Source organism: Collinsella aerofaciens (genome assembly GCF_020709435.1).
Lineage (GTDB): Bacteria > Actinomycetota > Coriobacteriia > Coriobacteriales > Coriobacteriaceae > Collinsella > Collinsella aerofaciens_AU.
In genome coordinates this window covers 1-20,782 of sequence record NZ_JAJFDP010000016.1, presented here as the reverse complement: position 1 = coordinate 20,782, position 20,782 = coordinate 1, and the positions used below count along the sequence as shown (strand labels likewise).

Below are 20,782 nucleotides of genomic sequence, written 5' to 3'. Positions count from 1 at the left end.
CCCACGATGCGGATGTTTCCCACATCGTAGGCTACGGCTGCAGTATAGCGCCGATATGCGACGAATCGCCTAGATGTTGAGCGCGTGGTAGGTCACATTCGCGCCCGGAGCGTCAACGGTCACGCCATAGGCCTCGGGATAGATGCGCGTCGAAAACACGAGCGAGCCATCGTTCACAAACACCTCGACCGACGAGACATCGCCAACAATGCGCACGTTACGAACCTCGTCGACGGACTCCCAGCGCACAGTACGACCGCAGCCGGCAGAAGCGCGGCCCTCATCGGTAAATCGCATCTCAAAGCGCGGGGGCAGTTCGTCCTCAGCGGGCACAAACGCCAGCTTCAGCTCGCCATCAACGGTCGCGGTAAACGCGCCGTCGACACCGTCAACAACAACATCAAAGCAGGTATCGCCGGCAACCTCCAACGAGCCCGCCCCCACACGCACCGAGGCATAATGGTGCTCAATCTCGCGCGCCGGCTGCTGCAGCACCACGCCGTCGACACCGGCTGTGAGCTCACGCGGCACCGTCATGCAGTGCTGCCAGCCGCACGCTACGGTGGGCGCGTTGTCATAGGTCGGCTCATCGGGCATGCCCATCCAGCCGATCAAAATGTGGCGACCATCCTCGGACGTAAACTCCTGAGGAGCATAGAAGTCAAAACCGGCGTCCCACAGGCGGAACTCGCCCAGCTCATAAGCGTCCTTGCCACCAGTGATGTCGCCCGATACAGGCATGTAGCCAGCGGCATACACGTTGCCGCGGTCCCAACGGCCGCCCTCGAGGCCCTGGGGCGAGAAGGACAGCCACTTCGCCGGCACACCGCCATCCGACTCAAGCTCAAGGTATCCCGGGCACTCCCACATAAAGCCAAAGCGCTCGGGCGTGGAAACGCGGCTTTCGAGCTCCCAGCTCAGCATATCGGCCGAGCCATACACCAAGATCTCGCCCACATCGCGCCCGGCACCTTCGCCGTGCATCGCACAAAAACGGCTTTCGACATGCGGCCCGTCCACGCGACGACGCGCGCCCAGCACCATGTGGTAACGCCCATCATCATCGCGCCACACCTTGGGATCACGCACGTGGCAGGTCAGATCGTCGGGATAATCCTCGGACGCCAGCACCACGCGCTTTTGGCTGAACTCCCGACCGGCAAGGCCATCAACGCTCTCGACATAAACAGTATCGGCGCGACGGCCGGTATTGACGTAGTCGTACGTGCCGTCCGCATCGGAAAGCTTAACGTTGCCCGTATAGAGCACGCGAATGCGGCCGTCCTCGGCAAGCGCGGAGCCTGAATACACGCCATGGCAATCGAACGGCTCGTCGGGCAGCAGCGGGGCGCCAACATATTCCCAGTTCATAAGGTCGCGGCTTGTGGCATGGCCCCACATCTTTACGCCGCCGTTCACATCAAACGGGGCATACTGGAAGTACGCGTGAAACACGCCGCCCGCTTGGCAAAGACCGTTGGGGTCGTTGAGCCAGCCCGCCGGCGGCATAATATGGAAGCGCTGGCCATACGCGCCATGACCGCACTCAGAGGCGGCGGCGTCAACAGCGGCGACCAGCTTTGCAAGGTCGCGACCAAGTGCATTAGACATATCAAAGTCCTAACGGATCGAAAGTAACAAGACACCAGAGATCGGCACCAGATACGGGAAACGCCCGCGAGCATACGACCCGCGGGCATCCCCTCAATCAAAAGCTCTTAGGCCTGCTCGGAAGTCTTGGACTCGTCCTTGTACAGGACAAACGAGACGCCAAAGGAAACCAGCGCGGCGACCGCAAACATGATCGCGTACTGCACGGGCTGGGCCAGACACAGCAGGATACCGAAGATACCCGTAACGCCCGTGCCGGAGGCAGCCAGCGAAGTGAGCGCGCAGACCAGGGCGCCGCAGCCACCGCCGATGCAACCGGCGATGAAGGGCTTAAAGAAGCGCAGGTTCACACCAAAGATGGCAGGCTCGGTAATGCCCATGAAGGCGGACAGAGCCGAAGGAAGCGCCAGGCCCTTGATCTTGGCATCGCGGGTCTTAAAGGCAACGGCGAGTGCGGCACCACCCTGGGCGATGTTGGCGGCACTGGCGATGGGCAGCCAATAGGTCACGCCGTACTGGGCGAGCTGGCCCAGGTCGATGGCGGTGTACATCTGATGGATACCGGTGACGACCGTAGGCGCATAGAACAGGCCGACGATAAAGGAACCGATGCCGAAGGGCAGGGTGAGCAGGGCCTGGATCAGACCGAGGACGGCGTTCTCGGCCCAGACAAAGATGGGGCCGACGGCAACGAGCGTCACGAGCACGGTCACGAACACCGAGACGAGCGGGGTCACAAAGAGGTCGAACATCTCGGGAACGATCTTGTGCAGGCGCTTCTCGAGGAAGGCCAGAATGGCGCAGGCGATAACGATGGGGATCACGTGGCCCTGATAGCCGACCCACTCAAAGCTGTACACGCCGGGAATGACGGTGACCATAGTCTGCACGCCCTCGGAGGCAACCGTGTAGGCGCTCTGCAGCGAGGAGTTGATGCACGCACCGCCGACGACAGCGCCCAGATACGGGTTGGCGCCAAAGGCCTTAGCCGCGGAGTAGCCGATCAGAATCTGCAGAATGCCAAAGGACGTGCCCGAGACCAGGTCGGCAATCTTGTAAATAAAGTTATTGGTGTCGAGCGCGACAAAGCCGTTGGAGGCCATAAAGTTGAGGGCGCTCATAATGCCCAGCAGCAGACCCGAAGCCACGATGGCGGGGATGATGGGAACAAAGACGTCGCCGAGCACCTTAATGGCACGCATAAAGATGTTCTGCTGCTGTGCCGCGGCCTCCTTGACCTCGGCCTTGGTGGCAGCCTCGACGCCGCTGAGCGCGATGAACTCTTCGTAGACCTTGTTGACGGTGCCGGTGCCAAAAATAATCTGGAGCTGGCCCTGGGCCTCAAAGACGCCCTTGGCGCCGTCGATATTCTCGAGGGCATCCTTGTCGACCTTGGCGTTATCGGCAATCACCAGGCGCAGACGCGTGGCGCAGTGTGCGGCCGAAACAACGTTGCCGGCGCCACCGATGTTGTCGAGCACCTCTTGGGCTGATTTGCGGTAGTCCATGACTTCCCTTTCCTCAAACGGGCGCACGTGCACCCGGCCGTCTTTGACACTTACACTGTAATCGATTTCAGTTTCATATGTCTGTAATCGTTTTCATAGTAGGGTGAACGGTAGGAAATAGCCGGCGAATGGTAGTTTTGAGACAAACATAAGGGCTCAGAGGCAGGCAGACGTGCCCAAAATCTAGACATTCATAAGCTGATGGCCGAGTTTGAGCGTCTTTAGACCGCTCTCCCCCTCCACGCCATCGAGCGTGTTGAGCAACATATTGGTCGCCTCGACGCCACTGGTCAGGTAGCCATAATGCACGGTGGGAATACCGCCCGTCAGCGCGCGCAAAAACGCGTTGTCGCCAAAACCGCTTACGCGATGCATGCCCTCGCCCACGCCGCGAACCTCATCGATGGCACGAAGCGCGCCCGCCGCCATGGTATCGGTCGCGCACGCGATAAACGAAACATCGGGAGCGACGGAAAGCAGTTCACGTGCTGCACCATAGCCTGAGTCGAGCGTAAACGAGCCCAGGCGAATCAATGCGGCATCGAGCGGGTTACCCGCGGCGCGCAAGCCGGCCTCAAAACCGCGACGGCGGTCATAACCGGCCGCGCGGTCCTCTTCGGTAACTCCAATGTAGGCGATCTTGCCGTCCACGCGGCCCGCAAGCGCATGGCCCAGCTCAAAGGCGGCCTCGTAATCGTCGTGATAGACGCACGCCGCGCCCTCGACATGTTGGCCGATCAACACAATGGGCACGCGGCACGACTCAATCGCGCGACGGTGCTCATCGGTAATCATAGTTGCCACCAGCACAATGCCATCGACCGGGTGGTTTTGGAATAAATCGAGGTATTCGAGCTCACGATCGGCCGCGTTGTCGGTGTTGGCAAGGAGCATCTGGTAGCCACGACGACCGAGCACCTGGCCAATACCGGCGGTAATGCGGCTCACGGATTCCGAATTGATCTTGGGCACGATGACGCCGATGAGCTTGGTGGAGCCTGTGCGCAGCGCGCGAGCCTGGCTGGACCGCACGTATCCGGTCAGCTCAATCGCCTGCTTAATGCGATCGGCCTTGTCCGCCGAGATATACCCACCGTTGAGGTAGCGCGAGACGGCGGCGCTCGAAACGCCCGCCAGCTCGGCGACATCTTTCATCTTTACCACGAGTACCCCTGTCATTGAAATCGCTTTCATCATGATACCCATGAAGGCACTCCGGATGAATCGATTTCACCCAGGTCGAAAAAACGCTAGCGAGCGCCGGAACCAAATTACCCGTGGTATTCGCCGTTGTACTGGATGAGCGTGAGGTCCTCCACGCCGTCGAGCGCGCGGATGGCGTCAGCATAGGGCATATCTACACCATCCGAGAACACCTCGGCAGCCATTTCGACGTTGTCGCCGCGCATGGTCTTGGACTTGACGGTGAACTTGGTGCGCCCAAATGCACGCACGATATCGTCGCCGGTGGTCTGGCCCGTGTAGTGGATGACCATCATGTACACGCGCGCCTTGTCCTGGTGGCTCGCAAAGCCGGCGATCATCACCACGATCACCACCGCCGTGAGCCCCACGAGCGCATACATGCCGGCGCCGGCCGTAATGCCCGTGGTAATGGCCCAAAACAGATACAGCAGGTCGAGCGGGTCCTTGACCGCCGTACGATAGCGGACGATTGACAGAGCACCGACCATACCGAGCGAGATGACCACGTTCGTCGAGATCGCAAGCGTGACCATGCAGGTGAGCACGCACATGCCCACGAGCGTCACGGCAAAGCTGCGCGAATACACCACGCCGGTAAAAAAGCGCTTGTACACGTAATAGATCAGGATGCCCATGGCGAGCGCCACGAGCAGCGAAAGGCCGATCTTGGCAGGGTCGACCTGGCCAAACGCCTCCAAGACGGAGTTCTTAAAAAAGTCCCTGGTGCTCATGGTCTAAATATCCCCTCGGTTCTCAAAATCCGATTCCCAGTAATTAAATCCGCGCAGGTAGGCGGTCTTTTCGTAACACAGGCAGTACTTGGAGACCGCCGTGAGTTCGGCCGCGCCCGGCGGCACCATATCGCGCACGAGCTGCGGGCAAAACTCCGTAAACTTGACCTCCATCACCAGCTTGCCGGGTTCTAGCACGGGCAGCGCGGGCAGCGTCGCATCAAAGATGTCGAAGCTACCCACCGCGGCACGCACGTTCATGTCAAACGTGATGCGCACGGTGCCCTCGTCCATCACCCACGGCTCGCGCTCGTAGTCCACGATGGTCCGCGGGCGCATCATGTTGCAGATGCTCTCGATGTAGAACTCGCGGCACAGCTGGTGGGGACTTCTCAACAAAAAGTCGTACTCGCCGGCCAGGATGCGCTCAAACTCGTCGCGCGTGAGCGGCGCGTCCTCCTTGTAGATCCAGCTGCCGTACTTCTTTTTGCGCTCGAGCTTAATCACCTTGTCGCTGCCGTTATAGATGCGCACGCGATACTTTTTTCGCATGAGAATGCCGGCATCTTTTTCCTCGTACGCCGAGTTGCAATAATCATCGAAGTACAGGCTGCGAATGGTGTAACCGCCCGAGCGCGCATGCTTGTCCAGCATAAACACCGGCGACATGCGGCAGGCAAGCGCAGCGTGCTCACCCTCGTTGATGAGATATTTGAGTTCGTGGCGGTATCGCTCCTGTGTGCTGCGCTCGGGCGGGGCCGCCAAGCGTTCAAGCAGCGCGCTAGCCCTCCGCATACGTGTCCTCCACGACCTTGCCGCCGTCTTGCACGTAGAAGCACTTCATGCCGTACTGCTTGCCGTCGTCGGTCACATAATAATCGAACGCATCCTGCGTATAACCGTCGGAGTTGGTAGCACGTACGCGCGCAAAGTACTGGCCGGTATCGGGCGCATCGCAGGTCACCTCGGGCAGCAACACGTCCTCGGCCTTAAAGACCACATCGGTAATGGCATAGTCGCGCGCCAGTTCCACGGTATAGCGAATATCGCGCGTCTCAAAGTCGTAAGACGCATCCCAGTTAATGCGCAGTTTGCCGTTCTCGATCTGCGGCACGCCGATGTAGAACGGCATGGGCTTCTTATAGCTCTCGCGATAGCTCTTGTAGTTTTCCTCGATCTCGGATGGAATCGCCGCGGCAATCTGTTCGTATTCGTCCTTGGTCACGGGCAGGTGGTCGATATCGGGTGACGCAAATACCAGGGACTCGGTCACCTCGCGGTAATGCTTGATCATCTTGCTCAGGCGCGCCTCGGTCAGGAAGGAGCGCACGTCCTTGACGGCGTCGTCGAGCTCGCGACGGAACAACTTGCTCTTTAAGGCACGCCGAAACAATACGTTGACCCAGTAATTGCTGACGCCGCGTTCCCAGCTCGAATAATCCGTATGGTCTTGGATCTCAAGCTCACGCTTGCGCAGCATACCGTCGTTATCCCAATCCAAGAAGTACCAACCCTTGGAATTAAGCGGGCTATACAAATAGAAGTTACGATTCTGCGTATCGCAGTTGCCCGTCAATATCTGAAACGCCATCCAATAGACCAGATTCTCAGAATCAAAATACGTTGCGAGCACGTCGTCGATTTTTTGCGAATCATCATTGAGCGCATCGAGCATCTCAATTAGCTTCGAATGATCGGAATCACCCTTTGTTTCCAGCAGATAGTCAAAATCCGCCTGATTAAACGACGGGTCGTCAGCCAGCTTAATAATGTCCTTATAGCGCTCAAACTCAAAGTTGTTCACCTTGTACAGATGCCCGTCTTTATCGAGCCCATGGGCCTTAAGAGCCGTCTTGTTGAGCTGCTCGACCTGCGTAAACAGGCCGTAGTCGGCAAACGTATCATTCGACTTTTCGGTTTGGTCGCACACCCACAGATGCACAAACTGCGTGCGCAGGCCCATCATCTGGGGAATCCCGCGGATCAAGTCGTAGGCCATCTTGTTACGAAAGCGCAGACCCTCACTCATATGCTTATTGAGCGCGATGGAACGTTGTTGACGCCACGTGCCCTTGCCACGCTTAAGCTCGACTTTATAGTTCTTCTGAACGCCTTTACTCGAGGATTGACCGCGCACCTGCACGGTGGCATTGGGCGCCTCCTCGCCGTAGCCGACCTCGCCCGCAACGGGACCCTTGTCGTCACCCGGCTGCAATAAGCCCAAAACCTGGTAGCGCTCGACATCCATTGCCTGATAGTCATACACCGAATACGTGTTGATCTCAGCCCAGGAGTGATCGGTGTTCTCGGAGCTGTTACCGCGCGAGACGGTCAGGTACATAGTCACGATGCCTGAGTCGTCGTAGACCTCATACAGGTCATCTTTGTCGCGCAAGTGCTTAGACTGGTCGGATGCATCGGCCTTTTTTATCTTGCCCTGCTTTTTGACCTTTTTAGTCGAGGATTCGTCCTGAGACGAGCAGCCCGAAAGCAGCAACGCACCGGCAGCCGCCTCGATCAGGCGGCGGCGAGACATCATCTTATCGGTCATCAGAACCTCCCCAATGGTTACGGTATACGCGAACTACTGCGCGCTCAAAAGCGCTGTGCGGCTCGCCCTCAAGACGCTGCTCTTCGTAGCGCTGCCCTGCATGCTCGAGCATGCGGCCCAACTCGGTAAACCAGCCTTCTTTGTCTGTCGCCACGATGGGCTGCTGACTCAGGATACGATACGGCAAGTTGGCAGTATAGGTATCGAGTCGCAGCAGCGCCACGATAAAAAACACCGCTGCGCCCAGCAAAAACCCAAACCCATAAAACTGCGCGGGAAATGCCAGCGAGATACCCGTCGCCAGCCCGGCAACGCCCGCAAACAGCCCGGACGCCAGCACGGCACCCCTATAGTCGGTAAAGTACAGCAAGATCAGCAGGATCGTATTACCCAAGGCATACAGGCCGTAGCCCACGCACAGCGTTCGAAAATACCCGTGCATCAGGTTGTTAAAGCCCAGCGGCAAGGCCGAGAGCACCGTGGTCTCGAGCGAGATGACCGCCGCCGTCACAAACAGCTGCTTGAGCGCACAAAACCGCAGTTCCCGGTTAAGCGTGGCGAGCATATCCTCCTCGGCAACCATAATGTCGCCCACCACGCCACCGTCGTTAAACAGGCTGTAGTAGTTGCGGTACCGCGAATAGAAGTTGACCTCGACCGACACCACAAAGTTGACGGTCGTGACCAGGATGGTCAAAAACGCGATGAGCGCCGGCACATCGTGGTAGGGCGCACCGTAAAACAGGCCTTTAACCTGCACGCCGATGGGCCCGGCCCAAATGATAACCAAGTGCGCAAAGAGGCCCAGGTTGGTAAACAAACCCGTCAACGCCAACGGCATATACTGGTCCAGCCAGCGCAAAAAGAGCCAGGGGCCGCAGTCGCTCTGCGGAAAATACCGGTAGAGCAGCACCACGTGCCAGATGAGCATTACCCCATAGCCCACGGCGATCGAAGCCAGCAAACTCTCCACCGGCGGCAGGCCCAACGTCAGCGCAACAAGCGCGCATACGCATGCCACGGCAATCGCGCAGGCAAAACTATACAGAATGCCGCGGTAGTCCTTAATGGCCGTGAGGTAGCTCATGCCGTTCCAGTTAACGATCATGATGTTGAACAGCCACAGGCACAGCAGCCCCTGCAGCAGCGTGGCGCCCGAGAACAGCAAAAAGACGCCGTAGAGCACGGTGCCCGCGACGAGCATGATGACATTGGAGCCCCAAAACGAGGGCAGGATCTCATCCTCGCGCTCGGCGAAGAGCATATCGGCCAAAAAGCGTGTGACCGGCATGGAGAAAAAACTCGACAGCACAAGCGACGCCAGCAGCGTATAGGTCACCATGCAAACCAGCAGGTCCTGGCTGGCACGGTCCACACCCCACATGCCGCACAGCACCAGAATGCCCACCTGCAGCAACACGCCCAGGAGCATAGGTCCCGTGCACACGATGCCGGCATAGCCATAGGCGCGCATCGTGGCAAACAGGCCTTTGCGCTTAAACAGGCGTTTGAGCTCAAAACCGATTCCAGCCATGGGCTACACCTCCTTCTTGGGTAGACCGAACGCGCGCGCTGTCTCGTCGTAGAGCGCACAGTAGTTGGCGAGCATCTGCTCGTGCAGGTAATACGTGGCCACGCGGCGCTGGCCGCGCTCCCCCATCTCGATACGGCGGGCGCGGCTTGTACACATGCGCTCCATGGCGTCCGCCAAACCCTTGCGATACATGGGCGGACATACAAACCCGGCAATGCCAAAGTCGTCGCCCGGTGCGCCCTCCAGCAGCTCGCGACAGCAACCGACCTCGGTCGTCACACAGGGGCGACGCGCGGCGAGCGACTCCAGCACGCTCAGCGGCTGGCCCTCGGAGATGCTCGTCAAAATCGTAAAGTCGAGCTTTTCCATGTACTCAACCACGTCCACGCGGCCGGTAAAGATCAGGTCGCGCACGCCCAAGGTGTCGACAAGCGCATGACACTCGGCCGCATATTCCTCGTCATCCACGCCGCCCATGATGTGCAGGCGCACGTGCGGCAGGCGCTCATGCAGCTCAAAGAAGGCGTAAATCATGGTCTTGACGTCCTTGATGGGCGCCAAACGCACCACCGCGCCAATGTCCACCCAGCCGTCATCGGGCTTTAAGGGAATGTCCTTAAAGCGGGCGAACTGAATGCCGTTGGGGATGACCAGGCATTTATCGGCATCGCAGCCCATGTCAATTTGCGTCTTGCGAGCGTTGTGGAACAGACTCGTCACGCGGAAGGCGCGGCGGTAAATTTCCTCGGACAGCAGATAGAAAAAGCGAATCCAACGGTCCTTAAACGACGGCACCACCCAGTCGGCGCGAATAATCTCTTCCTCGCGCTCGCGGGTGTAGATGCCGTGCTCGGTCAACAGCGCCGGCGCGTCATTCATGCTGGAACCAAGACTTGCCAGCAGGCCGCCATAGCCGGTCGAAATCGCGTGGTACACATCAGCCACCGGAACCTCACTGCTCAGCAGATACAGAACGGGAAGCAGCATAGAGCGCATGGTGTGGAACGCGTCGGCAAAGGGCGTGTAGGGATACTCGGCCAGGCATACGTCGCGAAAGATGTCCATAAAGGTGCGGCTCTGCAAAAACGAGAGCGGATGCAAGCGGCGGCGCTGGAAGATATCGAACAGCACGTCCCAATCCGGATTAGAGAGCGACACCAGACGGCGCAGCGCCTCACGCTCGCGGTCATTAAAGCTGGCTTCGTGCTGCTCGCCCGAAAGGCGCAGGGCATCGTCCAGGAACACCTCGTGCACCTCGACCACGTTGTTGGGCAGCTCGTAGACAAACTTGCCGCGATCGGCAGCATGCGCGCCGATCACCCACAGCACAAACTCATGTTCAGGCATAGCCTGGATATAGCCATGCATCCAGGTGGATACGCCGCCGTGCACATAGGGGTAGCAACCCTCGAGTACCAAGCAGATTCTCATTTGTCGCCACCCTCCTTACGCGCGATCGCCACCGTCTTGTCTGTGGCCTTGACCAGATACAGGTCGCCCGTCAGATGCGCAATCTCGCCACCCGTGACTGCACCTGGCTCGCCGCTGTTGGCGCGAAACATGAGCCACGCCTCGTCGTGAAAGTTGCCCAGACTAAGCGTCCAGGCATCCGCGCTGGTATCCACGCTCACCGTCACGGACGAAAAGCGCTGGATGGCACCCGAGCATTCCGAGCCGGTCTGGCGACGCAGGTCGGGTGCAGACTTGGTAAGCCAGTCCAGGTAGTCGGTCAGGCCGCCCTTGTAGACTTCCCAGCCCTCCTTCGCACCGCGATCGGGGTCCAAAAGGTCGTCCGGATGCATAAAGTGCGTGCTCACGTAGTGCATGTTGAGCTCGGACACGGCAGCCAGGCGCATATAGGAATCGTCGACCATGCCGCCCGAAACAATACGTGGCTGCTCCACGATACCATCGCTCGCCACACCAAACTCCTGCACATAGGGCAAGTCGGTACCGTCGTCAAAGTATGTACTGGCAATGGTCTTAATGCGCGGAACATCGGTACCGATAAGCTTGCGCGCACGAGCCGAAAGGATATTCGACGGCGGCACGTAAACCGAACCGTGCGCGTTGGGCAGCACCTCGTCCTGGAAGGCGATAAGCTCGTTGAGCGATGCGACGAGCGTCTCCTTGTTCTTCCATGTCTTGTAGTCGTACAGCGTGCCATAGTCGGTGTCCCAGAGCGCAAGAGGCTGATGGTTGTAGCCGTGAAAGCCCAGCTCACCGCCCATCTGCAACAGCATGCCGCCAAAATAACGAAACTGCGTGGTATCGGGCTGGCGCGCGGGCTCAGTCTGATTGACCACGTCCTCGTAGTTCTCGATCATCGCGCCGGTATAGCGAATGCCGTATTTTTGCGCGAGTTTTTGCAGATCGGGCCACCAGACCTTGGCATAAAAGTCGGCGATGGAAAGCCCGTAGTCGCGCTTGATGTAGGTGCCGTCGCCCGAGGGCACGGGGCTAGGAAAGTCATCCAGATAGAAGACGGCGCTGTTGATGACGGGATATGCCGTGGCATCGCCCAGCAGGCTGATCGCCGAGGCGTAAAAACCGCGCATGACCTTGTCATAGATGCCAATGTTGCACACCACGGTGCGTCCGCTGCCGCAATCATTCGACCAAATGAGCGGCGAGCCCGCATCGCCGGTCTTGGCCCACACGCGCGCCGTCTCGCGCGGCGAGCCCGCATCGCCGGTCTTGGCCCACACGCGCGCCGTCTCGCGCAGCGAAACCAGCAGGGACGATTTAAAGGGGTCCGAAAACTCGTAGCGTTGGCCACCGCCGATCATAAAGTCCTTGCTCGGGACGATGCTCTCGGCAGTCGTGTACTCATATCCCACGGTATCGATGCCAAACTTGGGCGCAACGGCTTGCAGATAGCCGGAGTTCTCCGGCGTCATGCCCAGCATGAGCGAGCCGCCGGCATTCACCCAGCTCATCAGGTCGGTCAGATGCGTACCGAGCCCGTCGAGTGAGGGCATGAGCACAATCACGCGGTCAAACGCCGTGAGCGAAGGGATCGCATCCGCGCCATCGGTGGCAATATCCACATCGCGGTGGGCAATCTTCATGTCGAGCAAAATCTGATCGAACTGGTCCTTGACGTCGTCAACGCCGTCCTGGTCCGAGTCGGAAATAACCAAGCACGTGGGCTTTTGGCCAAAGATCGCCGAAGAGGCCGGCACTGCATCGTTGGCGGCAAGCATGCCCAACTTATGCTGCCCGGAGCTATATTGCACGCCGGCGCGCTCGATTAACAGCACGGCTGCCATAGCGATAAAGACCGCCCATACCACGAGCAGCCCCATCCAGCGAAAGCGACCCGCATGGTCGCGCACACGATGTACCAGACTCATCGGGCCTCCCCTCCGTCGCGCCAAAACGCCAGCTTATCGCGGTTCTCAGCACTCAAATACACATGTTGGTTGTCGATCGCGTCAATCACCTGCCGCACGCCCTCGCCATCGCGGCGCATTACAGCCAAGCGCAGGCAGAGCATCCAAGCCTCCTGATCGTCCGGCACCTCGGCCACAAGCTGCGTAATCACGGCCTCGGCCTCGTCCGGCTTGCCGGCATCGGCCAGCGCCGTTGCATAACGGATGCGCAGTGCAGCCCCATCCTCGCGTTCGCAACGGCGCGCAAGCAAACGGGCGTACTGTTGGCGCTGAATCTGCGCCACGCGGCCCTCGGCCAGTCCGGATGCAAGGCACTCGCCCAGATAGTCACAGTACGCATCAAGGTTTTGAGCGCTGGGATCGGTCTTAAAGGCACGCTCCAGCTGCTGCAGTTTAAGGTCGGACTCCTTAGAGATCTGCGCCACAGCCGTCGCGGCATAATGCGCCACCTCAACGTCGTCGTTGAGCTTGGCTGCTTGCAGCTGCGCCAGATAGGCATCTGGGTCGTCGGTGAGCATGGAGAGCATCAGACGGCGGCGATCGCTAGGGTCATTGACAATCAGCGCTTCCTCGAGCGGCACCACGCCGGCATCGCCCTCGCGTACCTGCACCTGCATGCCGCGGCGAATTTCGTCGTTCAAGAGTAGCGATTCCAACGTGCCGTCCTCAAGCGCGTCGCCAAACGCCTCGCCACGCGCGCAGAGCACCAGGAGCAACGGACCCCACAGCGGAACCAGCACCATCGCAGGCAACATGTGACCACGCACCGGCAGCATGCCTAGTTTTGCGAGCGTCGACAGCACCAGACACACCAGCATGTGGATCAGTAGCAACACCGCCGCGATTACGAGCGAAATCAAGCACTCTCCCCCTCGTCTTCGCGAGCGGACGCAATCTGTTGCAGCAGCGCCACTGCGGCCTCGCCATCGACGTGCTCGACGGTAATCTGCTTGGCGGCCAGGCGCGCCTGAATCACGGGCAGATCGCCATCGTTCGCCTGGCGCATGAGCAGGTAGAGCATGTCGCCATTGACCAGACCTGCGGCATCGCTCTCGCGAATCGTCGACCCAATTGCCCCGACCAGCTCGCCAACAGGCTCCAACCCCGGCACCACGCGCAGGAGCAAATAGCTGCCCATCTTGTTGTCCGCAAGCGTCTGAGCTGCCAGCAGCTCTTGGGCAAAGGCATCTTGATTGAGCACGCGTGTGCCCGCAATGCACCGCTTGTCCTGTGCCACGGCCTCGTAATCAAATGCACGACCCAGCGCGCTTTCTACCAAGCCGCACAGAATACGGAAGAGGTTTTGGTAATAGAGCGTCATCTGGCCCTCGGCCGCGCGGCGCACAAAGATAAAGACCGCGGGCGCCCCGTCGCGCTCCATCACGTAAGCAAACATGGGAAGCCCCGGCACCAGCTTACGGTTCACCCACAAGCCCGAGCGGTCCTCGCTGTCCATCATGGCCCTAAGATCGTCGAGCGCCAACGAACGCAGCGCATCGCCAGAAATTGCCGGACTCGCGGCGACCAAACGAGTAAACGACTCACCCGAAACGTGATAGATCGTTACCGTGTCGTTATCCAAAATCTCACCCAGCAGCTCGCAGCACTTGCGGTAGATGTCGCGCGGGTTGAGCACGTCGAGCTCCTGCGTCACGGCGAAGATCTTGCCAAAGCTATCGTGGCGTCCCACAATCTGGCGCTTGTAAGCGCGCTTGTCCTCGATGGCATCGTGGTAGAGCTGTGTGAGAAACGTATTGCGATTACGCACGAGCTCGTTCTCGTCGCGCTCTACCTTAATGGCCTCGCTGTTGCGCAGCTGCACATAGCCGCACACGGCGCCCACCACAAAGTAGGCGATAAACGGCAGCCAGTTGGAGGGCTCGTAAAACAAGCCCTGGAAAGTGTAGCCGTACTGGGTAAAGTAGCTCGCCGCCAAGCCAATCGAAGCCAGAAGTGCCGCGACCAAGCCAAAGTCCAGGCCATACAGTATGCCGATCAGCACCACGTAAAGCAGGCGATAGTCGAGCACGTTGAGCTGAGCCGATTGGGAGAACAAGCGCTCCAGCGCCTCGAATAAGACCCAGGCAACGCCCGTCTCCAGACATTTGACAGGCAGCGTGCGCATTTGAATACGGTCGATGGCCGCGCGCAGCGGATTGGTCTTTTTGGTGCGCGCGTTGGCCCAGCGAGCTTGGATGGTCGAAAGGTCGCGCAGCAGATCGTAGCGCTGGAACCAGCCGTAGCGCAGGCGAACGGTATCGTCCGCGGGCAGGTCGTAGCCAGCCGACTCGCCATAGGCAACCGTAAGTTCTGGAAAGAGCACCTGAAGCGCTTCGCCCAGGTCGCCCGCCGTATGGCCAAAAGCGTCTGCAACGTCGAGCATCTCAAAGTTGGCATCCCAGCTGTCAAAGATGCGATGCACCAACACCGCGAGCTCCTCGGCACACAGCAGGGGAAACGGCGCATCCGCCGCACCCTGAAGCGCGACTGACCCGCCCGAGCACGCCTCGAACAGCGGCACCAAAAATGGGTCGGTTAATGCCGGCGATGCGGTATACAGGAACGGCACGCGCAGGACTTTGGCTTGGATGCCCTCGCGCGTGGCATAGTGACGGCACAGGTCGTTGGCAGCGCGGGCGATAATGCCCTTGCCCGTCTGGGCGCCGCTGGCGGCCGTGGCGTCATCGTAACAACCGCCAGCGGCGCCCTCTGCACCCACGGGCCCCGCAATAAACAGAAACTGCACATTGCGGCCCATACAGGCACGAAACACCGAGCGCAACAGCTCGATGTCGCCAAAGGTCTCGGTATGCGGGGTGAGGTAGGTAGAAAGGTAGACCACGCGGTCAAACTCGTAGGCCTGGTCCAGGTGCTGGAGGAGCTCTTTCCACGAGGCATGGGGCGACGACTCATCGCGGCGCGCGTCCTGCGCGGCCACGACCTTAACGTGGTCCCCGGGGAACGCCTTGGCGCAAAAGTCATCGTCAACATACGCGGTGTTGCCAACAACCAGCACTTCCACGGCGCACCCCTCCCCAAAACTCTACTTTTGCCATAGTCAAACACGCGTATTGTACGCTGTCAGCGCTTATGCCCAAAATCTTTAAGGCTGTTTTAAGAACTTTTTTAGAGGATGTGGGGCATCGAGGGTGCTAAATAAGCGCCCAATCCTGAAGCATGCGGCAAATTCTAGACATGCCGACCACACTGGAAAGTGACAACGCTTCTACCTGCGGTTTCTTTTCATGAAAAAGCCACTGTGCTCGAGGGTTCCAGAATTTGCCGCATACTTCCGTCGGGCGTTTCCGGAAGTACGGCGAAAAACCGAGATCGGCAGACCAGACCCCGGTTTTGGGCATTCGCGACCTGCGGTTTTGTTGGTAAAAAACCGGTTATGCTCGGAGGTTTCCGGTTTTCCCCTCACTTCCGAAATGAAAGTCCCGCATTGACAACATTAGTCAAAACTAGCAGCATCCAGAAACCTAGCCAAGTAACTTCGACTCGATTCCTGCGAAATCAATAAGACCCGTTGAGTAATCCAAAATAAATAGCAGGCAGGTACCAAGAACCCATACCTCATCAGCCAAACGCAAAGTATCGTTTTGCGCCTTCACGATCGTCTCATGGTCAAGATCTCTATACTCAGACTCATAACCGGCCTCGCCGTTATGGCCGCACAACCGAAGCGCCTTGATGGCGGTAAGCACAATCATTTCATCAACGTCAGGTCTAATAAAATGCCGCTCAAAACTCTGATACCTAGAAGCATTGCCAACGATTGACTTGTATTTCAAAACGTCTTCTCGCGAAACAGTTCTGTTCAAATATTCTACGTCGGGCATTTTCAGAAAATGCTTACATGCCTCAACCATGGGATAGTTAACGTAGAGCTTGCCATTGTCTGTGCTCTCGTTAAAGTAACGTTGCATTTCCTCCAACCGTGCAGGTGAGAACCTATTATCTTGGAGCTCATAGTCAAAGACCAGCAAAACATCAGAATAATCCTGGTCAAATAACCACTTATCCTCTTCGGACGCGCGTTCCTTAAGGACGCCGAGAAGCGATAAGTCGTCCTGAAAGCCGTCCGAAAACATCCTTTCGTAAAGCTCGTAGATATTTGTGTTATAGGAAACGATCTCATAGCCAATGTCGAGGCCATAGCACTCAAAGAGAGCATGGAAGAGTTTAATCTCTTGTTTTTCACCCTCAACAATAAGCAGGACTTGCTTCCTAGACATCGAATTCGCCAGCCTTATAGAGCTTTTCGAGGTTATGCCCCTCCCTTAGTTCCCTATCTGTTGCATTGGCTGCGGAAATTATATTGTGATCCGAAAGAATGAATAGACAGTCTGGCCTAAGGATTTTATTGCTGAACAAGTCCGTATTATGAGATGCGCAAAGCACCTGGCGTCCAGTCTGGGACTTAAAATAGTCAACGACCTTCTCGGCGAGATCGTGATGGTAGAACGCATCAAACTCATCGACAAAAAGCAAGGACGGCACACTTGTAGCATGGAAATAATTAAACAGTCGCAGCAGCGCAACAGTGCCGCTTGAACAGTTTTCCGCAAACGGAATAAGTCGACTTTTTTCAAAGTACAAAGCGATATCACCCGATGGCGTTTCACGCGCAGCAAGGCGTTCTCGAATTCCAAAGTCATTCAAAAAAGCCTGAAGTTCAGAAACCAAGTCATTCGAAATAACGTTTTCGGCGATGGTAGAGACAAGGTTACGGTCGTTCATATGTGCGTCGCCAATGGCATCCATTGACCGCGCAAACGTATAAAGCTTAAAAAGAGGCATTGCCCTCTCAAAAGGAATGTTATTGCACACATACGCCAAAACAGAAATGCCGGGAGATTTGAACTCCCAGTTTAATCGATCGGCACCAATAGAAGCCAAATCGCCATCGAGAACTTTACCTGCACGGTGGTCGTAATCAAATGCAATCTTGCCGTTAACAGCCACTGTCTCACGAAGATAGTCTGTTATCCCAGTCTTTTCGTAACGATAGACGACCTCGTCATTTCCAAAGCGGAACGTATAAGCAAAGCGGGCTGACGCGACTCCATCAACAGCGCTGAGGTAATTAGTTTTATTGGAATAGAAGGTCCGACGCCCCACATTTGCTGAAATATCGAGAAGAGCATTGGAGAAATTTGTTTTACCGACAGCGTTTTTACCGTAGATAAGACCGCAGGAAACGACACCTCCCTCAATGGCCGTCGTGTTGAATCTGTAGTCCCTGACATCGGTCAAATTGAAGGTAAATCTATGGGAGAAGTTTCGGAATCCCTCGACCTCAAAACGCGTTAGCATCGAGACCTCCATGTTATACTTGCCGTAAAGTTTTTACGGCAAGTATAACATGGAGGCGACCCAGAGAGGGCATCATAGTCGAAGTCAGGTTTTCCAGCGCTCAGCAGCAGGAACGTGAACGATGGCGTCATCAACCTACTGAAGTTTGCACCCAAAGAGACGTATATCGATGACTTGATGGACGGGCGCCAGATCGGCACTGTGCGGCACGACCGCTTTGAGCGGCTGCTAAATAGGGAGACCGATTCTGGTAATAGTATTTATCTGAACGGCCCCATCTTCAATGGCCCCAACTCCACACCCAACCTATGAGTCACTCCGAGGCATCACGCGCAACCTCGCTATCAAAACGCCCAAATTTGCATACCAACGGGAGTATCAAACATCGAATGGCAACCGGTCGAGTGGCACCTTAAGCCCGACGAGAACAACCATGGTCGCAAAATCGAAAAGCATGGCAATGCAAAGCCGGATCCAAGCAAGCCACTGGGACTTATCAATACTATGATTAAATCAATAAATAATCGTAATTAACTAGGTGAGACAATTGTCAGAAGACGAATCGAAATATGAATACTGGCTACCCAATGCCGACAACATAAAGTTCTGCCGTATTGCCCAAGTCAACTCCGTCGTTATCATCGGAGCAAATGGGTCAGGCAAATCAAAACTCGGAGCTTGGATAGAGCAACAAGATTTCGAAAAGGTCCATAGAATCTCAGCACAACGCGATATCAATTTTTCTGAGAGAGTCCCTTTAAAAAGCTTTGCAGAAGCAGAAGATAACGTTTTTTACGGCGGCTCTCAATATAAAGAAAACAAAAAAGTTCGATGGGGATTTGGCGAAAGCTATACGACAAAGCTCCTTGACGATTTTGACGATGTTTTAGCAGCCCTCATCGCACAAGTAAATCTTGAAAACCAGCGATTTATTGATGAATGCAGGCATGCAGAGTCTATTTCTGCAGAAAGACCCCCTCTACCGAAAACAACCCTAGATAAGCTTAAAGTAATTTGGGATGAAGTTTTTCCTCAAAGAAAGATTGAACAGGAAGACGCGGCCTTCTACGCGTACTCCCAAAGTAATACGGATCGCTACAGCGCAACGCAAATGAGTGACGGCGAGCGTTCAGTGCTATATCTTGCCGCACAAGTTCTTTGTGTCCCAAACGACAAAATAATCATCATGGATGAGCCTGAAGTTCATTTGCATCCATCGCTTATGGCGCGACTCTGGACTTCCCTAGAGCAGTCGCGCCCAGACTGCCTCTTTATCTACATAACCCACGATGTTAATTTCGCCTCAACACACCGAAGCTCAGATATCATCTGGGTTAAGAATTTCGATGGCACCAAATGGGAATTAGAAATGCTTCCCGATAGCGACCTTCCAAAGGAGCTCTTAATAGAGCTCCTTGGCAACAGGAAAGAGGTCCTATTCGTTGAAGGGACCGAAGGAAGTTACGACAAGCGGATCTATTCCGCACTCTTTCCCGATTGTTATGTAGTCCCTTCCGGCGGATGCGAGCAGGTCATCAATAATGTGAAGGCATATAATCGTACCTCAAGCCTTCATGCCATAAAGGCCCAGGGCATCATAGACAGAGACTTTAAAACCGAGGAACAGCTCGGCACACTTAAGGAAAAGGGGATCTTCCACCTCAAGGTCGCAGAAGTTGAAAATCTCTTTCTCACCAAAGAAGCGGTGCAGATTCTATCTCAGCGTTTCGGTGCTGATGCAGATAAGACCTTTTCCAGCATTAAGACATATGTAAGTGAAAGGTTCAGCAAACAAGCAAAGAAGCAGACATCGGAAGCGCTTGTAGCAGGCGTAAAGGAAGTGCTTTCCGGAATAACTATTTCGGATAATGAGCAGTTGACTGCCGATGGCATAGTATCCTTAATTAATATTGCGAGCATAGAAAAGAACGTTAACGACAGATATCAACAGGCCATTGAAGACCATGATTACAATGAGATTCTCGGGCTATTTAACGATAAGTCTCTTGCAACAAGCGTTGGGCATTACTTCGGAATTGATAACAAAATCTATGTCGATCGTGCAATTTCCTTGTTGGAAGGCGACCTGAGAGACGAACTTTCCGAAGCCCTAAGGCACTATATTTCGCACTGAACGGCCTCTTCACACCCAGCGAGGTCCGGCCAGGCCACTGACCGGACCTCGCGCCAACAGTAGGCACGCTCCGTACTGCCGCAAATCACCCCTCCCCGTCCATGACCGTCCAACTCACAGGCTCAATGCCCTGAAGAGACGTCAAACAAGAGGGGCGGGCAACCTGATAGTTCCCGTAATTTGTCCTGCGCTGCATAGAAGCGGAGACATATACCGCTTTGCGGGCGCGAGTGACGCCGACGTACAGCAGGCCTATTTCCTCAATAAGCCCATCTGGCATTTTCTTCGCATCAGCAATCTGGCAACCTCGCGCAGAACGTAAGCATATACCAGCATTTTCGCAACGAGAGCAAATCCCTCCAGGCCAATCGAAACGCGTAACGCCCGGAATGAAAACAGTGTCCCACTCGAGCCCCTTAGCGGAGTGAATGGTCATGATCGAGATGTCTGCATCAAGGTAATCGGAGAAACGCCGCAGGGAGCCCTCGGAAAAGATGCTAACGATATAGTCGAAGCGCTCAGATGGATCCATCGCGACGCAGTCAGTTTTAAGGTGTTTCCGCAGCGCCCCAAGAAGCATGGCATAGGACCGCCCATACTCGAATCTCCTGGAGCCAGTCAGCAGTTCATTAGAGACGGAGTCAATTATTTTGTCCGCAGCAGACAGGCTGACGCCCTTTTCTCCAGACGCTGCATCGATGTTAGCGCCGGGCGATTTTAGCCGCTAATAGTCAAACTATTTTGACCAATCCCGGTCACCGAATAATGGCCACCGTGCCTCCCCGCCGCCACT

Annotated in this window: 15 protein-coding genes; 1 reads left to right on the top strand and 14 read right to left on the bottom strand. The window is 56.4% G+C overall.

The features are described 5' to 3' along the window. Window positions 1-69 precede the first annotated feature (69 nt). The 13 genes from LK493_RS08470 to LK493_RS08410 form a co-directional block, all read right to left on the bottom strand. Window positions 70-1,611 (bottom strand): glycoside hydrolase family 32 protein, encoded by a 1,542-nt coding sequence (locus tag LK493_RS08470; protein WP_227790724.1) that lies wholly within the window; start codon window positions 1,609-1,611, stop codon window positions 70-72. Window positions 1,612-1,718: 107 nt separating this feature from the next. After that, the gene (locus tag LK493_RS08465; protein WP_227790723.1) at window positions 1,719-3,119 is read right to left on the bottom strand and encodes a PTS transporter subunit EIIC; all 1,401 of its coding nucleotides are present in this window, start codon (window positions 3,117-3,119) and stop codon (window positions 1,719-1,721) included. A 183-nt stretch (window positions 3,120-3,302) separates the two neighbouring features. Then, on the bottom strand, window positions 3,303-4,274 hold the full coding sequence (locus tag LK493_RS08460; protein WP_227790737.1) for a LacI family DNA-binding transcriptional regulator: 972 nt from the start codon (window positions 4,272-4,274) through the stop codon (window positions 3,303-3,305). 116 nt (window positions 4,275-4,390) lie between these two features. After that, complete coding sequence (locus LK493_RS08455; protein WP_195363146.1) at window positions 4,391-5,056, bottom strand: DUF4956 domain-containing protein; 666 nt, start codon at window positions 5,054-5,056, stop codon at window positions 4,391-4,393. 3 nt (window positions 5,057-5,059) lie between these two features. Continuing rightward, window positions 5,060-5,851, bottom strand: coding sequence for a polyphosphate polymerase domain-containing protein (locus LK493_RS08450; RefSeq protein ID WP_227790722.1), 792 nt, complete (start codon window positions 5,849-5,851; stop codon window positions 5,060-5,062). Continuing rightward, window positions 5,838-7,607 (bottom strand): CotH kinase family protein, encoded by a 1,770-nt coding sequence (locus tag LK493_RS08445; protein ID WP_227790721.1) that lies wholly within the window; start codon window positions 7,605-7,607, stop codon window positions 5,838-5,840. Before LK493_RS08445 ends, LK493_RS08450 begins: the two co-directional genes overlap by 14 nt. Then, a complete protein-coding gene (pelG, locus tag LK493_RS08440; protein ID WP_227790720.1) occupies window positions 7,597-9,141 on the bottom strand; it encodes an exopolysaccharide Pel transporter PelG in 1,545 nt (514 codons plus the stop codon). The genes LK493_RS08445 and pelG overlap by 11 nt, the downstream gene beginning before the upstream one ends. A gap of 3 nt (window positions 9,142-9,144) precedes the next feature. Continuing rightward, window positions 9,145-10,572, bottom strand: coding sequence for a GT4 family glycosyltransferase PelF (pelF, locus tag LK493_RS08435; protein ID WP_227790719.1), 1,428 nt, complete (start codon window positions 10,570-10,572; stop codon window positions 9,145-9,147). Beyond that, window positions 10,569-12,497, bottom strand: a complete 1,929-nt coding sequence (locus LK493_RS08430) for a DUF2194 domain-containing protein (protein ID WP_227790718.1) — start codon at window positions 12,495-12,497, stop codon at window positions 10,569-10,571. Before LK493_RS08430 ends, pelF begins: the two co-directional genes overlap by 4 nt. Next, entirely contained in the window at window positions 12,494-13,396 is a 903-nt protein-coding gene (locus tag LK493_RS08425; RefSeq protein ID WP_227790717.1) for a tetratricopeptide repeat protein, read from the bottom strand. Before LK493_RS08425 ends, LK493_RS08430 begins: the two co-directional genes overlap by 4 nt. Next, window positions 13,393-15,558, bottom strand: a complete 2,166-nt coding sequence (locus LK493_RS08420) for a DUF4118 domain-containing protein (RefSeq protein ID WP_227790716.1) — start codon at window positions 15,556-15,558, stop codon at window positions 13,393-13,395. The genes LK493_RS08425 and LK493_RS08420 overlap by 4 nt, the downstream gene beginning before the upstream one ends. 460 nt (window positions 15,559-16,018) lie before the next feature. Continuing rightward, window positions 16,019-16,774, bottom strand: a complete 756-nt coding sequence (locus tag LK493_RS08415) for a hypothetical protein (protein WP_227790715.1) — start codon at window positions 16,772-16,774, stop codon at window positions 16,019-16,021. Next, complete coding sequence (locus LK493_RS08410; RefSeq protein WP_227790714.1) at window positions 16,767-17,855, bottom strand: AAA family ATPase; 1,089 nt, start codon at window positions 17,853-17,855, stop codon at window positions 16,767-16,769. Before LK493_RS08410 ends, LK493_RS08415 begins: the two co-directional genes overlap by 8 nt. 547 nt (window positions 17,856-18,402) lie before the next feature. On the opposite strand from LK493_RS08410, the gene LK493_RS08405 reads away from it, so the two are divergent. After that, window positions 18,403-19,989 carry a DUF4435 domain-containing protein gene (locus LK493_RS08405; protein ID WP_227790713.1) on the top strand — a complete coding sequence of 529 codons (1,587 nt, stop codon included), beginning with the start codon at window positions 18,403-18,405 and terminating at the stop codon, window positions 19,987-19,989. Between the two features lie 85 nt (window positions 19,990-20,074). Here LK493_RS08405 and LK493_RS10390 read toward each other — a convergent pair whose 3' ends face one another. Further along, window positions 20,075-20,521 carry a 3'-5' exonuclease gene (locus LK493_RS10390; RefSeq protein ID WP_227790712.1) on the bottom strand — a complete coding sequence of 149 codons (447 nt, stop codon included), beginning with the start codon at window positions 20,519-20,521 and terminating at the stop codon, window positions 20,075-20,077. Between the last annotated feature and the right edge of the window lie 261 nt (window positions 20,522-20,782).

What these genes read in the sequence shown, in the direction of transcription:
- LK493_RS08470 (WP_227790724.1), bottom strand. Translation starts at nt 1,611, where the DNA reads ATGTCTAATGCACTTGGTCGCGACCTTGCAAAGCTGGTCGCCGCTGTT.
- LK493_RS08465 (WP_227790723.1), bottom strand. Translation starts at nt 3,119, where the DNA reads ATGGACTACCGCAAATCAGCCCAAGAGGTGCTCGACAACATCGGTGGC.
- LK493_RS08460 (WP_227790737.1), bottom strand. Translation starts at nt 4,274, where the DNA reads ATGAAAGATGTCGCCGAGCTGGCGGGCGTTTCGAGCGCCGCCGTCTCG.
- LK493_RS08455 (WP_195363146.1), bottom strand. Translation starts at nt 5,056, where the DNA reads ATGAGCACCAGGGACTTTTTTAAGAACTCCGTCTTGGAGGCGTTTGGC.
- LK493_RS08450 (WP_227790722.1), bottom strand. Translation starts at nt 5,851, where the DNA reads ATGCGGAGGGCTAGCGCGCTGCTTGAACGCTTGGCGGCCCCGCCCGAG.
- LK493_RS08445 (WP_227790721.1), bottom strand. Translation starts at nt 7,607, where the DNA reads ATGACCGATAAGATGATGTCTCGCCGCCGCCTGATCGAGGCGGCTGCC.
- pelG (WP_227790720.1), bottom strand. Translation starts at nt 9,141, where the DNA reads ATGGCTGGAATCGGTTTTGAGCTCAAACGCCTGTTTAAGCGCAAAGGC.
- pelF (WP_227790719.1), bottom strand. Translation starts at nt 10,572, where the DNA reads ATGAGAATCTGCTTGGTACTCGAGGGTTGCTACCCCTATGTGCACGGC.
- LK493_RS08430 (WP_227790718.1), bottom strand. Translation starts at nt 12,497, where the DNA reads ATGAGTCTGGTACATCGTGTGCGCGACCATGCGGGTCGCTTTCGCTGG.
- LK493_RS08415 (WP_227790715.1), bottom strand. Translation starts at nt 16,774, where the DNA reads ATGTCTAGGAAGCAAGTCCTGCTTATTGTTGAGGGTGAAAAACAAGAG.
- LK493_RS08410 (WP_227790714.1), bottom strand. Translation starts at nt 17,855, where the DNA reads ATGCTAACGCGTTTTGAGGTCGAGGGATTCCGAAACTTCTCCCATAGA.
- LK493_RS10390 (WP_227790712.1), bottom strand. Translation starts at nt 20,521, where the DNA reads ATGGATCCATCTGAGCGCTTCGACTATATCGTTAGCATCTTTTCCGAG.